A 14,988-nucleotide genomic window follows, 5' to 3' on the forward strand; every position below is an offset into this window, starting at 1 on the left:
GTATGTGGGCCTGCTGCCATTATCCCGCTACCAGACGATCCTCGGTCTCCGGCGGGAACAGCCCCAGCCGGTGTGCCACCGCCGCCGCCTCGCCGCGCCCCGAGACGCTCAGCTTGGCCAGGATGTTGGAGACGTGGACGCTCGCCGTCTTCGGGGAGATGAAGAGCTCCTCGGCGATCTGGCGGTTGGTGCGGCCGGCGGAGACCAGACGCAGGACGTCCCGTTCGCGGCTGGTGAGGCCCAGGGACTCGGCCGGGTCCTCCTGGGGCGCGGGCGGGGTGCCGGTGGGGGTGAGGCGGGCGCGCCGGGCAAGGAGGGCGGTGGCGTCGGCGAGGGGGCGGGCGCCCAGGTGGTCGGCGACGGTGGCGGCCAGGCGGAGCAGTTCGGCCGCCCGGTCGCGGTCGTCGGGCTCGGCGCCGTCCGTCAGCAGGGCCTCGGCGAGGCGGTGGCGGACCCGGGCGAGGTCGTAGGGGCGGTCCAGGGCCTCGAAGGCGGTGACGAGCCGCGACCAGGTGTCGGGGGTGGCGGTCCCCTCGGCGCGCTGGAGTTCGGCGCGGACCCAGTGCTCGTGGGCGAGCCAGACGGGGGCGCCGGTGGTGAGCTTCTTCGCGGTGTCGAGGATGCGAGCCAGGGTCTCGGGGCGGCCCTGTGCGACGGTCGGCAGCGCGCGGGCGTCGGCCTCGGCGGTGGCGGCGGCGAGGAGCAGCGGCCAGCCGTAGCGGTGGGTGCCGGGTGGGAAGCCGGTGTCCAGGACGTGGCCCAGTTCGGTGCGGGCGTCGAGGAGGCGGCCCTCGGCGGCGGCGACACCGATGGTGACGAGGGCGAGCAGCAGGTCGTGCTGGGGCATCGGGTCGTGGGTGCCGAAGTACTCGTGCGCGATGGCGAGTTGGCGCGCGGCCTCGGCCAGGTCGCCCCGGTCCAGGGCGAGCCGGGCCAGGCAGATGGCGCCGGCGCCCTGCGGCTTGGTGCTGTGGCCGCGCCGTAGCGCGTTGGTCGCGGCGTCGGCGGCGGCATCCCAGCGGCCGAGCGAGTACAGCGACTCGGAGAGGTTGCCCCACGCCCAGGCCTCGGAGTCCAGCAGCCCGAACTTCCCCGCGTAGGCGATGCCCTCTTCCAGGATGGGGACGGAGTCGCGGGAGCGGCCGACCGCTTCCAGTCCGCTGGGGAGGTTGATGTAGGCGCGTCCGGCGACGAAGAGGATGCCCTCCGCGACCGCCCGCTCCTTGACCGCGCGCATTTCCGCGAACCCGGTCTCCGCGGCCCCGGCGTCGACCAGGAGGCCGCCGTGGGTGAGGCGGGCGTGCAGTTCGATCTCGGCGGCGCCCACCATACGGGCGTACTCGACCGCCTGTTCGGCGGCGGCGAGGGCCTCGGGGCCGGGGCAGTGCAGCATCGACCAGGCGGCGGCGTTGGCGAGGACCTCCGCGTGGACCTGCGAGGGCGGCAGACCACGCACCAGCTTCTGCGCGGTGTCGAGCTCCTTCCAGCCGTCGCCGCGGGACTGGGCCTGGACCAGCCGGGAGCGCTGGCACCAGAACCAGGCGGCGCGCAGAGGGTCGCCGTCGTCCTCCAGGAGGTGCAGCGCACGCTTGATGATCTTCAGGGCGCGTTCGCGTTCCCCGCACAGCCGGCCCGCGACGGCGGCCTCGGCCATGAGGTCCAGGTAGTGCAGCGGGGTGGTGGCCGGGTCGCAGCCGCAGGGCGGGTAGACCTCGGTGTAGTCGACGGGGCGCAGGGTGGTCCGTACGGCGTCGGGGGCGGCGTCCCAGAGTTCCATCGCCCGTTCCAGGAGCCGTAGTTGCTCGGAGTAGGCGTACCGGCGGCGGGCGGTGACCGAGGCGTCCAGGACGGCGGGCAGGGCCTTGGCCGGGTCGTGGGCGTGGTACCAGTAGCTGGCCAGGCGCATGGTGCGTTCGTCGGCGGGGACGAGCGTCGGGTCGGCCTCCAGCGCCTCGGCGTAGCGGCGGTTGAGGCGGGAGCGTTCGCCGGGGAGCAGGTCGTCGCCGACCGCCTCGCGGACCAGGGAGTGGCGGAAGCGGTAGCCGTCGCCGGCCGGGGTGGCGAGCAGGAGGTTGGCGCCGACGGCCGCGCGCAGCGCCTCGATGAGGTCGTCCTCGGCCAGTCCGGCGACGGCGGCCAGCAGCCGGTACTCGACGGCGGAGCCGCCCTCGGCGACGATCCGGGCGACCCGCTGGGCGCTCTCGGGCAGGCTTTCGACACGGACGAGGAGCAGGTCGCGCAGGGTGTCCGTGAGCCGGGTGCGGCAGCCCTCGTGGGCGGCGACGGCGAGTTCCTCGACGAAGAAGGCGTTGCCGTCGGAGCGGCCGAAGATCTCGTCGACCTGGGCCGGCTCGGGTTCGGCGGCGAGGATGCCGGCGATCTGGCGGCCCACTTCGGCGCGGTTGAAGCGGCTCAGTTCGATCCGGCGGACCGTGCGCAAGCGGTCCAGTTCGGCGAGCAGGGGGCGCAGCGGGTGGCGCCGGTGGACGTCGTCCGCGCGGTAGGTGGCGAGAACGACGAGGCGGCCGGTGCGCAGGGTGCGGAAAAGGTACGCGAGGAGGTGGCGGGTGGAGGCGTCGGCCCAGTGGAGGTCTTCGAGGGCGACGACGACGGTGCGGTCGGCGGCCACGCGCTCCAGGAGGCGGGCGGTGAGTTCGAAGAGGCGCGCCATGCCCTCCTCGTCGTGTCGTCCGGCGCCGGTCTCGCCCAACTCCGGCAGCAGCCGGGCCAGTTCCTCCTCCTGCCCGGCAGCGGCGGCGGCCAACTCCTCGGGCAGCGCACGCCGCAGGGCCCGCAGGGCGGTGGAGAAGGGCGCGAAGGGCAGCCCGTCGGCGCCGATCTCGACGCACCCGCCGAGGGCGACGACCGCGCCCCGGCCGGCGGCAGCGTCGGCGAACTCCTCGACCAGCCGTGTCTTTCCGACCCCGGCCTCCCCGCCGAGCAGCAGCGCCTGCGGCTCACCGGAGGCGGCGCGGGCGAGTGCGTCGTGCAACACCCCCAACTCATCGGTACGACCGACGAACACCGGACAGACGGACCTGGTCTCCACGGGCCAGAGCATCGCACAGGGCTCTGACATCGCGGGACTGGTTATCGAGCCGATGGCCGGAGCGACGGCTGAGGTGCTGGACGGGCCGGTCACCGAGACGGCGACCGGCCCGTTGCGGGTCGTGGGGCGGACGGCCGCGGCGTGCGCGGGGAGGCGTGACACCGTGGGAGAGCCGTCCGCCCGTCCCCCGGTCTTCACGCGGCGCGGGTGAACCAGTGGCGGCGGGTGTCGTCGGGATGCACCTCGCCCTCGGCGGCACGGCCGGCTGCCTCGCGGCGGGCGGCGCGGACGGCGCGGATCGCTTCCCGGGCGAGACGCTCGTCCGAGGCCTCGCGGCGCAGTTGGGCGGAACGGGTCTGCTGGATTTCGTACTCGAACATGTGATGCCCCTCAGGTCTCTGGCGAGATCGGTTGTTCTTCGCTCTCTGCGATGTCTCAACCTTCGTCTCCCAGGGGGGTGCGCCACATCGGGAGAGTTCCGCATCTTCGGAGGGGGTGGGGGCCTTAGAAACAGCTGAGGGGCCCCGGACGGACCGTAAGGTACTTATGACCGGCCTAAGGCCCCTCATGAGCTGCGGTGATTCCACCTCCGGGTCAGACGGAGGGCACGCCCAGCAGTACGTCGGTGTACTTCAGTACCGCGAGGAGCAGTCCGAGGACGCCGAGGGCGACGCCCGCCCAGGAGACCGACCTGATCCAGACGGCCTGCGGCTTGCCCGGGACGCCGAACGCGGGCCGGGCGAGGGCGGCGACACCGACGAGCAGCGCGGCGAGGGCGAAGATGCCGCCCCACAGCGCGGTGGTCTGCCAGGAGTCGCCGTAGACCTTGAGCGTGGCGGCGAGGCTCGGCGACGTCGCGGCCTGCAGCTTCAGCTGGCCGTTGAGCTCCCCGCGCGCGGCGGCCACCGTGCCCAGCCAGCTGCCGGTGAGCGAGACGAAGCCGAGGACGGCGGACACGACGGCGGCAGCGCCCTGGCCCACTCCGGAGGACTCCGCCCGCTCGGCGGCGATCTCCGCCTCGTCCAGATCGTCCAGGTCGTCGCCCTCGTACTCGTCGGCGTCACCCAGGACCTCGACCTCGGTGTCGGCCGCGGCCTCGGTGGGCTGCTCCTCCTTGGTGATGTCCACCGTCTCGTCACCGCTCTTCACGTCGTCGCTCTTCGCCTCGGTACCGGTCTCGGCGCCGGTCTCGTCTGCTGTCTTGGTTCCCATGCCCCGCACCGTACGGACGTCGTCTGAGAAGTTCCTTAATGATCCTTGTGAACGGCACGCGCGCGTGCGGCACGCCACTCGGGCGCGAGTACCGACCAGATCTCGGTGTCCGCGCGGACACCCCGGTGCGGGTAGTTCTCCCGCAGCAGGGCCTCACGGCTCATGCCCAGCCGTCGCGCCACGTTGATGCTCGCTTCGTTGACGGAGGACGCGTGCCACTCCACCCGGTGCATGCCGCGTACGTCGATCGCCCAGTCGATGAGGACACGCATCGCGCGCGTGATCAGTCCGCGTCCGGTGCCGGCCGGTTCCAGCCAGCAGCCGACCTCGCAGTTGCCGTGCTCCGCGCTGAAGTTGAGGAACAGCACCCCGCCGACGAGCCGGCCGTCCAGCCAGATCCCGTGCAGCGACCCGGTGTCGGCGGCGCGCTGGTCGGCGTACCGCTGGAGCTGTTCCCGCGCGGAGTCGAGGTCCGTGGACTTCATGCCGAAGGGAATGTGCCGGGTGATGAAGTCCCGCCCCCGGTCGAGGTGCGCGAGGAACTCCTCGGCGTGCCAGGGCTCCAGGGGTCTCAGTTCCGCGCCGTCGTCACCCAGGGATATCGCGTACATCCTGCGGTCGCTCCTTCACCAGTGCGTCCATCACGTTCATGACGTCCACGTCGAGTACGTCCGGAATGCTCGCACGGGCGCCCTCCCCCACGCCCGGCATTTGCGCGGCGGCGGCGCGGCACTCAGGGGGCTCGATGCTGATGCGCGGCAGCCGTCTGTCCAGCCAGCGTGGCAGCCACCAGTTGGCGCCGCCGAGCAGATGCATCAGCGCGGGCACCAGGAGCGTACGCAGGACGAAGGCGTCGAGGGCGACGGCGGCGGCCAGGGCGATGCCGAACATGGCGATCACCCGGTCGCCGCTCAGCACGAACGCGAGGAAGACGGAGATCATGATGACCGCCGCGGAGTTGATCACACGGCTGGTCTCGGCGAGGCCGACCCGGACGGCCCGCCGGTTGTCGCCGGTCTCCAGCCACTCCTCGTACATCCGGCTGACCAGGAAGACCTGGTAGTCCATGGAGAGCCCGAAGAGGACCGAGACCATGATGACCGGGAGGAACGGCTCGATCGGGCCGGCGCTGCCGAGGCCCAGGAGTTCGCTCCCCCAGCCCCACTGGAAGATCGCGACGACGACCCCGAACGCGGAGGCGACGGCGGCGACGTTCATCACGGCGGCCTTGAGCGGGATCCCGATCGACCGGAACGCGAGCAGGAGCAGCAGACAGCCCAGGCCGATCACGACACCGACGAACAGCGGCAGCTTGCCGATGATCACATCCGCGAAGTCGTCATAGCTCGCCGTGACCCCGCCGACGTACAGGTCGAGCGACGTGCCGGTCTCCGCGCGCGGGAGCACCCTCTCGCGCAGCCGCTCCACCAGGTCACTGGTCCGCGCGGACTGCGGGGAGGACTCCGGTACGACGGTGAGGTACCCGGTGGAGCCGTCGGCGCTGTAGGTCACCGGCGAGGACGACGCGACGCCCTCGGTGGTCCGGAGAGTCGCGGCGAGGTTGTCGAGGACGAGCTTGTCCTCGGCGTCGGAGACGGGCGTGACGAGGGTGAGCGGGCCGTTGACGCCGGGGCCGAAACCGTCGGCGAGAAGGTCGTAGGCCTGGCGTGTGGTCGTCGTCTTCGGGTTGTTGCCCTGGTCGGAGGTGCCGAGGTGCAGCGAGAGGGTGGGCAGGGCGAGCAGTGCGATGACGACCAGGGCGCCGGCGCCGAGCACCTTGGGGTGGCGTTCGACGAACGCGGACCAGCGGGCGGCGAACCCGGTGGGCAGCTCCGGCTCGGGCCCGTGCTCGGCCAGCCTGCGCCGCTCGCGCCGGCTCAGGGCGCGCGGCCCGATGAACGACAGCAGGGCGGGGAGCAGGGTCACGGAGGCCGCCACGGTCAGGACCACCGTCAGGGAGGCCGCGACGGCGACCCCGTTGAGGAAGCCGAGGCGCAGGATCAGCATCCCCAGCAGGGCGATGCAAACGGTCGCACCCGCGAAGACGACGGCCCGTCCCGTGGTCGTGACGGCGTTGACGGCGGCCTCGGTGACCGGCAGACCGCGCTTCAGACCGCGCCGGTGTCTGGTGACGATGAACAGGGCGTAGTCGATGCCCACGCCGAGCCCGACCAGCATGCCGAGCATGGGTGCGAAGTCGGCGACGGTCATCGCGTGCCCGAGGAGCACGATCCCGGCGTACGCCGTCCCGACGCTCACCAGGGCGGTGGCGATGGGCAGCATGGAGGCCGCGAGCGAGCCGAAGGCGAGGAACAGCACGACGGCCGCGACGATCACCCCGACGGTTTCGGCGAGGTGGCCGCCGGACGACTCGGTGAGCGCGATGGCGCCGCCGCCCAGCTCCACCTGGAGCCCGTCGACCCGCGCCGCCTCGGCCGCGTCGACGACGGGCCGGGCCTCGCCCGTGCCGATGTCCTCGGCGGACCTGTCGAAGGTGACGGTGGCGTACGCCGTACGCCCGTCGCCGCTGATCCGACCGCTGCCGCCGCCTTCGTAGGGGCTGACGACCGAGGCCACGCCGGGGAGGTCGGCGATGCGGTCCAGGGTGCGGGTCATCGTCTGCTCGACGTCGGCGGCGCGGACCGTGCCGGACCCCGTGCGCCAGACGACGGTGTCGGTGTCACCACCGAGCCCGGGGAAACCTTTCTCCAGGAGCTGGGTGGCGCGGCCCGACTCGGTGCCGGGGGCCTCGTAGTCGTTCGAGTACGCCGAGCCCATGACAGCGGCGGCGGCGGTGACACAGGCGAAGGCGGCGAGCCAGATCAGAACGACGACCAGGCGGTGCCTGACACACCAGCGTGCGAGGACTGCCACAGACGTGCTCCCTGGATGGCATATGGATCTTTGACCGGGAACAGTCGTGAATGAACAGAACGGCCCGCAAAGAAATAGGGAAGGCAAGAAACAACGAAAGCGAGATGCCGAACCACTGTTACAGGCGTCGGTGATCGTTTGAGCCGTTAGTGCCCTTACTCACAAGAATGCGAGTCACATCACAGGACAATCACATGAGCTTTGTCGCCTCAGTCAAACTGGTCACCGAGCGCCATCACCATCACGCCGATGATCAGCAGCCACAGGGCCCGCCGGGTGCGCCCCCGCGCCCCGAGCACCGACGCGAGCGCGCAGACGGCCGCACCGAAGGCGTAGGCGCCGGGTACGAGGACGGGCGCGGAGCCCGTGAGCCGGAGCGTCGAGGCCGCGAGCCCCACGAGGGCCAGCAGTGCTCCGGTCCCGGTCGCCGTCCAGCGGGCGCGCCGCGCGTCTTCGTACTCCTCCTCGTGCTCCTCCGGGTTCTCACCCGCGTTCTCATCCATGGCGCGGGAGCGTACCCCGCCCTGCCGAGAATTCGGATGCGGACGCCGGATGCCCACTGCTAGCGTCCGGCTGTCGACTGTCCGTATCCGGCTTTGCGCCGCCTCCCCGAGCAGGTGCGTTGTTTGAAGGTCCGTCCGAGCTCCGACGTCTTCCGTTCTTTCTCGTCACAGAACCCGAGGAGCCCGTTCACCCATGTCCGACATCACATCCAGGACCTCGAACGACCGTCCCGACCCGCTCGCTGAGCGGCTGAACCACCCCCGCTACCCGCGCAGCGGCCGGTACGACGCCCGCTGGACCATCGACAACCAGATGGGCCCGCACGCCCTGTGGCTGCTGGAGTGGCTGGCCCCCGCACTCGGCCTCGACACCCTCCCGCCCGGCGCCCGGGTGCTCGACCTGGGCTGCGGCAAGGCCATGACGTCGGTCTTCCTCGCCAGGGAGTACGACGTCCAGGTCACCGCCGCCGACCTGTGGATCGAGCCCGGCAAGAACGCGCGCCGCATCGCCGAGGCGGGCGTCGCCGACCGGGTACTGCCCGTGTACGCCGAGGCGCACCGACTGCCCTTCGGCGACGGGTCGTTCGACGCGATCGTGAGCATCGACGCGTATCAGTACTTCGGCACGAACGACCTGTATCTGCCGAGCCTCACCCGGCTGCTGAAGCCTGGCGGGCGGATCGGTGTCGTCATGCCGGCGCTGAGCGAGGAGCCGGAGGGCGTGGAACCGCCGGAGCACCTGAAGCCGTTCTGGGACCCGGAGTTCTGGGCGTTCCACTCCGCCGACTGGTGGCGGCGTCAGTGGACACGCAGCGGAGCCGTGACGGTGGAGGCCGCCGACTGGCTGCCGGACGGCTGGCGCGACTGGCTGCTGTGGAGCGAGGTCTGCGCCGAGGAGAGCACCGAGGAGTTCATGGCGGGCATGGCCCGCGACCAGGTCGAGCTGATGCGCGCCGACCAGGGCCGGTCCCTGGGCTTCGTACGGGTCGTGGGACGCCGTACGTGACGGCGGGGACGTAGCGGTACAGCGCTGAGGGGCGCATCGGGTTTCCGATGCGCCCCTCAGTCACTGCCACTGCTTGCCTCAGCCCTCGCTGACGCCCAACTGCTCAAGGATCAGTTCCTTGACGCGGGCCGCGTCGGCCTGGCCACGGGTCGCCTTCATGACCGCGCCGACCAGGGCGCCGACCGCGGCCACCTTGCCGCCGCGGATCTTGTCGGCGATGCCCGGGTTGCCGGCGATGGCGTCCTGGACGGCCGTGTTGAGCGCGCCGTCGTCGGAGACGACCTTCAGACCGCGCTTCTCGACGACCTCGTCCGGGGAGCCCTCGCCCGCGAGGACGCCCTCGATGACCTGACGGGCCAGCTTGTCGTTCAGGTCGCCGGAGGTGACCAGCGCGGCGACCCGGGCGACCTGCTCGGACGTGATGGCCAGTGCGTCGAGCGGGGTGCCCGACTCGTTGGCGCTGCGCGCGAGTTCACCCATCCACCACTTGCGGGCGGAGGCCGCGTCGGCACCGGCGTCGATGGTGCTGACGATGAGGTCGATGGCCCCGGCGTTGAGCATCGACTGCATGTCGGTCGCCGTGACGCCCCACTCGGCGAGGAGCCGGTTGCGGCGGGCCAGCGGCAGTTCGGGCAGTCCGGCGCGGATCTCCTCGACCCACTCGCGGGAGGGGGCCACCGGCACCAGGTCCGGCTCGGGGAAGTACCGGTAGTCCTCGGCCTCCTCCTTCACGCGGCCCGAGGTCGTCGACCCGGTGTCCTCGTGGAAGTGCCGGGTCTCCTGGATGATCGTCCCGCCCGCGTTCAGTACGGCGGCGTGCCGCTGGATCTCGAAACGGGCGGCACGCTCCACGGAACGCAGCGAGTTGACGTTCTTCGTCTCGCTCCGGGTGCCGAACTTCTCACGGCCGTGCGGGCGCAGCGACAGGTTCACGTCGCAGCGCATCTGGCCCTGCTCCATGCGGGCTTCCGAGACACCGAGCGCCTTGATGAGTTCGCGCAGCTCGGCGACGTACGCCTTGGCGACCTCGGGAGCGCGCTCACCGGCGCCCTCGATCGGCTTGGTGACGATCTCGATGAGGGGGATGCCGGCGCGGTTGTAGTCGAGGAGCGAGTGCGAGGCGCCGTGGATACGGCCCGTCGCGCCACCGACGTGCAGCGACTTGCCGGTGTCCTCCTCCATGTGGGCGCGTTCGATCTCCACCCGGAAGGTCTCGCCGTCCTCCAGCTGGACGTCGAGGTAGCCGTTGAAGGCGATCGGCTCGTCGTACTGGGAGGTCTGGAAGTTCTTCGGCATGTCCGGATAGAAGTAGTTCTTCCGGGCGAAGCGGCACCACTCGGCGATCTCGCAGTGCAGCGCGAGACCGATCCTGATGGCGGACTCGATGCCGATCGCGTTGACGACCGGAAGCGCGCCGGGCATGCCGAGGCAGGTGGGGCAGGTCTGCGAGTTGGGCTCGGCGCCCAGCTCGGTCGAACAGCCGCAGAACATCTTGGTCCTGGTGCCGAGTTCGACATGGACTTCGAGGCCCATGACAGGGTCGTACGACGCCAACGCGTTCTCGTACGACACCAGTTCGATGTCGGTCGTGGTGGTCACGGTGAAAACTTCCCTCTCAGCCCAGCAGGACGTCGTCGTCGCCCAGCCGCTTCAGCTCGCGGTAGAGGATGGCGAGGCCGGTGACGATGGCGGCGGCGGACACGGCCGCGTCGATGAGGCGCAGCGTGTCGCTCTCCGAGCGGGCCTTCTTGGCCTGCTTGGCGACGCTGACGGCACCGAACGCGGTGGTCGCGATGGACAGGTACGTGCCGGACTTGGACTTCTTGAAGCCCTTGGCCTTCGAAAGAGCCTTGCTCACAGCGACGGAGCCTCCTCTAGCAGCGGGTGCCCCCACTTTTCCACGAAGGCGGCCTCGACGGCGGCGCCGACCTTGTAAAGACGGTCGTCCTTCAGCGCCGGGGCGATGATCTGGAGCCCGACCGGCAGCCCGTCCTCCGGCGCGAGACCGCAGGGCAGGGACATGGCCGAGTTGCCGGCCAGGTTGGTCGGGATGGTGCAGAGGTCCGCGAGGTACATCGCCATCGGGTCGTCGGCGCGCTCGCCGATCGGGAAGGCGGTGGTGGGCGTCGTCGGGGAGACGATCACGTCCACCGACTCGAACGCCTTCTCGAAGTCGCGGGTGATGAGCGTACGGACCTTCTGGGCGCTGCCGTAGTACGCGTCGTAGTAGCCGGAGCTGAGCGCGTACGTGCCGAGCATGATGCGGCGCTTGACCTCGGGGCCGAAGCCCTCCGCGCGGGTCAGCGAGGTGACCTCCTCGGCGGAGTGCGTGCCGTCGTCACCGCTGCGCAGGCCGTAGCGGAGCCCGTCGAAGCGGGCGAGGTTGGACGAGCACTCGCTCGGCGCGATCAGGTAGTACGCGGACAGCGCCAGGTCGAAGGACGGACAGTCCAGCTCGACGATCTCGGCGCCCAGTTCCTCCAGCAGGGCGACGGACTCGTCGAAGCGCTGGATGACGCCGGCCTGGTAGCCCTCGCCGCGGAACTGCTTGACGACGCCGACGCGCATGCCCTCGACGCTGCCGTTGCGGGCGGCCTCGACGACCGGCGGGACCGGCGCGTCGATCGAGGTCGAGTCGAGCGGGTCGTGCCCGGCGATGACCTCGTGGAGGAGCGCGGCGTCCAGGACCGTACGGGCGCAGGGGCCGCCCTGGTCGAGGGAGGACGAGAACGCGACCATGCCGTACCGCGAGACGGCCCCGTACGTCGGCTTGACGCCGACCGTGCCGGTGACGGAGGCGGGCTGGCGGATGGAACCGCCGGTGTCCGTACCGATGGCCAGCGGCGCCTGGAACGAGGCGAGGGCGGCGGAGGAACCGCCACCGGAGCCACCGGGGATGCGGGTGAGGTCCCACGGGTTGCCCGTCGGCCCGTACGCGCTGTTCTCGGTGCTGGACCCCATGGCGAACTCGTCCATGTTGGTCTTGCCGAGGATGACGACGTCGGCGGCCTTCAGCCGCTTGGTGACCGTCGCGTCGTACGGCGGGATCCACCCTTCGAGCATCTTGGACCCGACGGTGGTCGGAATCCCCTCGGTGGTGAAGATGTCCTTGAGCGCCAGGGGTACGCCGGCCAGCGGGCCCAGCGTCTCCCCGCGCTCGCGCTTGGCGTCGACGGCACGGGCCTGGGCGAGGGCGCCCTCCCGGTCGACGTGCAGGAAGGCGTGCACCTTCTCGTCGACGGCCTCGATCCGGGCCAGGTGGGCCTCGGTGACCTGGACGGCGGTGAGCTCGCCGGAAGCGATCTTCGCGGCGGTCTCGGCGGCGGTGAGCCGGATGATGTTGACGTTGATGTCCGTCATGGTGATTAGTCCTCCCCCAGGATCTGCGGCACCTTGAAACGCTGCTGCTCCTGGGCGGGGGCGCCGGAGAGCGCCTGCGCGGGGGTGAGCGACGGACGGACCTCGTCCGCGCGCATGACGTTCGTCAGCGGCAGCGGGTGCGAGGTCGGCGGTACGTCTTGGTCGGCGACCTCGCTGACGCGGGCGACCGCGCCGATGATGTCGTCGAGCTGGCCTGCGAAGTGGTCGAGCTCTTCGCCCTTCAGCTCCAGACGCGCCAGCCGTGCGAGGTGGGCGACCTCCTCGCGCGTGATGCCAGGCATGCAGCGATCCTCTGGGTGAGTGCGGTGTGGGTTTTGGCCCCAATCCTAGGGGGCAAGGGAGACACCCGGCGCACGGGTTTGCCTCACCACACCTGAGGCCACCGACGGCGGGAGCCCCCCACAGGCGACGCCGGCCTTTCAACGGGCGGTAAACGGGCGGTGTGCGGGTGGGAGATCTCCCTAAGATTCCGCGGCCGGCAGAGCCGCCCGCGGCCGCTGCCACCCACGGGTCCCCCGCGCCAGCAGCCACGCCGTGGCCTCCTCCGGAGGCATCGCGGCGGCGACGAGCCACCCCTGCACCGCGTCACACCCCATGTCCCGCAACCGCTCCCACGTCTCGTCGTCCTCCACACCTTCGGCGACCACGAGCAGTCCCAGGGAATGCGCGAGATCCACCGTGCACCGCACGATCTCCGAGTCCTCCGTGTCCACCGCCAGCCGTGCGACGAACGACCGGTCGATCTTCAGCTCGCTCACCGGCAGCCGCCGCAGATGCACCAGGGACGAGTACCCCGTCCCGAAGTCGTCCAGCGACATCTTCACGCCGTGGGCGGTCAGCGCGGCCAGCGTGTCCGCCGCCTTCTGCGGGTCCTCCAGGAGCACGTGTTCGGTTATCTCCAGCTGGAGCGCCCCCGGCGGGACCCCGTGCCGGGCCAGCCGCGCGGCGACGGAGCCGGCGAAGCCGGGGGTGTGGACGTCGCGCGGGGACACGTTGACGGCGACCGGGACGAACAGCCCCTGGGAGCGCCACTTGGCGACCTGTTCGAGCGCCGTCTCCAGCACGTACTCCGTGAGGTGGGGCATCAGCCCCGACGACTCGGCGATCGCTATGAACTCGTCCGGCGGTACCTTCCCGCGCTCCGGGTGCACCCACCGCACCAGCGCCTCCAGGCCGGCGACCTGCCCGTCGAAGCGCACCTTGGGCTGGTAGTGCAGCTCGACCTCGTGCGCGTCGAGCGCGCGCCGCAGGTCGCCGAGCAGACCGAGCCGGTCCGGGGTGTTCGAGTCCCGCTTGATCTCGTACACCTCGACGCCCGTGCGGTCCCGTTTCGCCTGGTACATCGCGACGTCAGCGCGCCGCAGCAGCCCCTCCGCGTCGAGCGCGTGGTCGGGGAAGACGGCGAGACCGGCGCTGGCCTCCAGGACGAGGGTGAGTCCGTCGAGGTCGAGCGGGGAGCCCAGCACGGTGACCAGGTTGCGGGCGACGCGGGTGGCCGACGTCGTGGAGTCGACGACCGGCAGTAAGACGGCGAACTCGTCACCGCCGAGCCGTGCTGCCTCCGCTCCGCGCGGCAGTGCGAGGCGCAGCCGGTCGGCTATCTGGAGAAGGAGACGGTCACCGGCGAGGTGTCCCAGCGTGTCGTTGACGGACCGGAAGCGGTCGAGGTCTATGAGCATCAACGCGGCCCGCGCGTCGATGCGTTCGGCATCGTCGAGGGCCGTCCAGGTCCGCTCCAGAAGCCACTGTCTGTTGGGCAGCCCGGTCAACGGGTCGCGCAACTGCTCCTCGGCGCGCGCCCTGGCTATCCACAGGGTGGAGTCGAGGGCGATGAGGGGGATGGCGAACAGCGGCAGCAGGATCGGCAGGGCGACGGCGACGACGCAGATCAGCGGCGCGATGGCGAGCAATGCGACCGCGACCAGACCCTGTCTGACCAGGGCGGAGCGGGCGGCGGTGGGCAGGCCGCCGCGCGGGGTGTGCAGATACCAGAGCAGCGTGCGGGTGAGCGCGAGGTAGGTGACCGCGATCAGCATCACCTCGGGCGCCGTGTAGACGCTCCAGGTCTGCGGGTTCCACGGTGTCTCGACGGACGGGACCCGGCCGAACGCGGCGAGCACCAGCGCGCCGGCGCCGATGCCGAGGATGTCCACCGCGCCGTGCAGGAGGCCCTGGCGCCAGCGATGGCGCCGGGCGGCACCGACCAGGACGACGACGGTGAGGCTGACCATGCCGGCCGGCACCCAGCCGTACAGCAGGAGTACAGCGAGGGTGAGGGCGGCGCCGGAGCCGGTGCCGCCCCACCAGCGGGCGCGGCCGAGGGCGACGAGGTGGCCGACGATGACCCCGGTGAGGACGGCGAGGGCCCAGCCGGCGGCGCCGGAAGGGAAGAGCGCGCTGTGGCCGGTGAAGCCGCGGTAGAAGCCGGCGCCGAGGACGATCCCGGCCGCCGCGACGACCGCCGCGGGCAGTGCGGGCCAGGACAGCTGCCGTGCGGGGTCGTGGGCATGCAGGTGGGCGACGCGTTCCTCGGCGGTGAGATGGGCCGTCAGGGGGGTCGACACCCTGCTGTCGGCGACGATGCGCTGTCCGGTGCCGATGCCCGTGCCGCCCGTGCCGCCGATCCTGCTCGACGGCCCGCTCGTCCGTACGCCGACGCCCGCCCGTTCCAGGAAGCGTGCCGTCCGGCGGGCCTGGCGTGGTTCCCGGCCGGGCTCGGGGCGGCCGGTGAGAAGGGCGGAGCCCCAGCGCCAGGCGCCGGATATCCGGCCTCCGCGCAGCCGTGAGGGAGGGGCGGCGCTATCGGTCGGTTCCATTCCCGTCCCTCTCACAGCCGGCAGTGCCCACGCCACGCGGTCCGATGTCCGTCAACCGTCAACGGCACCGCGTCCGAAACCGCATCCGGGCACGGCAGGCGCATACGTCAACAGTAGGCCGCGGAAGGCTTCCACGGGCAGCGGTCG

The 14,988-nt window shown here is 71.4% G+C and carries 12 protein-coding genes; 1 reads left to right on the forward strand and 11 read right to left on the reverse strand.

The annotated features are described in order from the left end of the window. Window positions 1–19: 19 nt before the first annotated feature. From QA861_RS12605 to QA861_RS12630, 6 genes are all read right to left on the reverse strand, one after another. Complete coding sequence (locus QA861_RS12605) at window positions 20–3,061, reverse strand: helix-turn-helix transcriptional regulator (RefSeq protein ID WP_334590532.1); 3,042 nt, start codon at window positions 3,059–3,061, stop codon at window positions 20–22. Between the two features lie 182 nt (window positions 3,062–3,243). Continuing rightward, window positions 3,244–3,429: a hypothetical protein gene (locus QA861_RS12610; RefSeq protein WP_334588419.1), complete on the reverse strand. Its 186-nt coding sequence runs from the start codon at window positions 3,427–3,429 to the stop codon at window positions 3,244–3,246. Between the two features lie 214 nt (window positions 3,430–3,643). Then, window positions 3,644–4,261, reverse strand: a complete 618-nt coding sequence (locus QA861_RS12615; RefSeq protein ID WP_334588420.1) for a hypothetical protein — start codon at window positions 4,259–4,261, stop codon at window positions 3,644–3,646. 35 nt (window positions 4,262–4,296) lie between these two features. After that, window positions 4,297–4,872: a GNAT family N-acetyltransferase gene (locus QA861_RS12620; RefSeq protein ID WP_334588421.1), complete on the reverse strand. Its 576-nt coding sequence runs from the start codon at window positions 4,870–4,872 to the stop codon at window positions 4,297–4,299. Next, entirely contained in the window at window positions 4,850–7,135 is a 2,286-nt protein-coding gene (locus QA861_RS12625) for an MMPL family transporter (RefSeq protein ID WP_334588422.1), read from the reverse strand. The genes QA861_RS12620 and QA861_RS12625 overlap by 23 nt, the downstream gene beginning before the upstream one ends. A gap of 209 nt (window positions 7,136–7,344) precedes the next feature. Continuing rightward, window positions 7,345–7,638, reverse strand: coding sequence for a hypothetical protein (locus tag QA861_RS12630; protein ID WP_334588423.1), 294 nt, complete (start codon window positions 7,636–7,638; stop codon window positions 7,345–7,347). 193 nt (window positions 7,639–7,831) lie between these two features. Between QA861_RS12630 and QA861_RS12635 the strand changes: the two genes are divergently transcribed. Then, window positions 7,832–8,644, forward strand: coding sequence for an SAM-dependent methyltransferase (locus QA861_RS12635; protein WP_334588424.1), 813 nt, complete (start codon window positions 7,832–7,834; stop codon window positions 8,642–8,644). Between the two features lie 78 nt (window positions 8,645–8,722). Here QA861_RS12635 and gatB read toward each other — a convergent pair whose 3' ends face one another. From gatB to QA861_RS12660, 5 genes are all read right to left on the reverse strand, one after another. Then, window positions 8,723–10,243 carry an Asp-tRNA(Asn)/Glu-tRNA(Gln) amidotransferase subunit GatB gene (gatB, locus tag QA861_RS12640; RefSeq protein ID WP_334588425.1) on the reverse strand — a complete coding sequence of 507 codons (1,521 nt, stop codon included), beginning with the start codon at window positions 10,241–10,243 and terminating at the stop codon, window positions 8,723–8,725. Window positions 10,244–10,259: 16 nt separating this feature from the next. Continuing rightward, window positions 10,260–10,502, reverse strand: coding sequence for a hypothetical protein (locus QA861_RS12645; protein WP_006378318.1), 243 nt, complete (start codon window positions 10,500–10,502; stop codon window positions 10,260–10,262). Then, window positions 10,499–12,004, reverse strand: coding sequence for an Asp-tRNA(Asn)/Glu-tRNA(Gln) amidotransferase subunit GatA (gatA, locus tag QA861_RS12650; protein ID WP_334588426.1), 1,506 nt, complete (start codon window positions 12,002–12,004; stop codon window positions 10,499–10,501). Before gatA ends, QA861_RS12645 begins: the two co-directional genes overlap by 4 nt. Window positions 12,005–12,009: 5 nt before the next feature. Further along, entirely contained in the window at window positions 12,010–12,306 is a 297-nt protein-coding gene (gene gatC, locus QA861_RS12655) for an Asp-tRNA(Asn)/Glu-tRNA(Gln) amidotransferase subunit GatC (protein ID WP_003966094.1), read from the reverse strand. Window positions 12,307–12,486: 180 nt separating this feature from the next. After that, window positions 12,487–14,841: a putative bifunctional diguanylate cyclase/phosphodiesterase gene (locus QA861_RS12660; RefSeq protein WP_334588427.1), complete on the reverse strand. Its 2,355-nt coding sequence runs from the start codon at window positions 14,839–14,841 to the stop codon at window positions 12,487–12,489. Window positions 14,842–14,988 lie beyond the last annotated feature (147 nt).

It is taken from the genome of Streptomyces sp. B21-083, assembly GCF_036898825.1.
Taxonomy (GTDB): domain Bacteria; phylum Actinomycetota; class Actinomycetes; order Streptomycetales; family Streptomycetaceae; genus Streptomyces.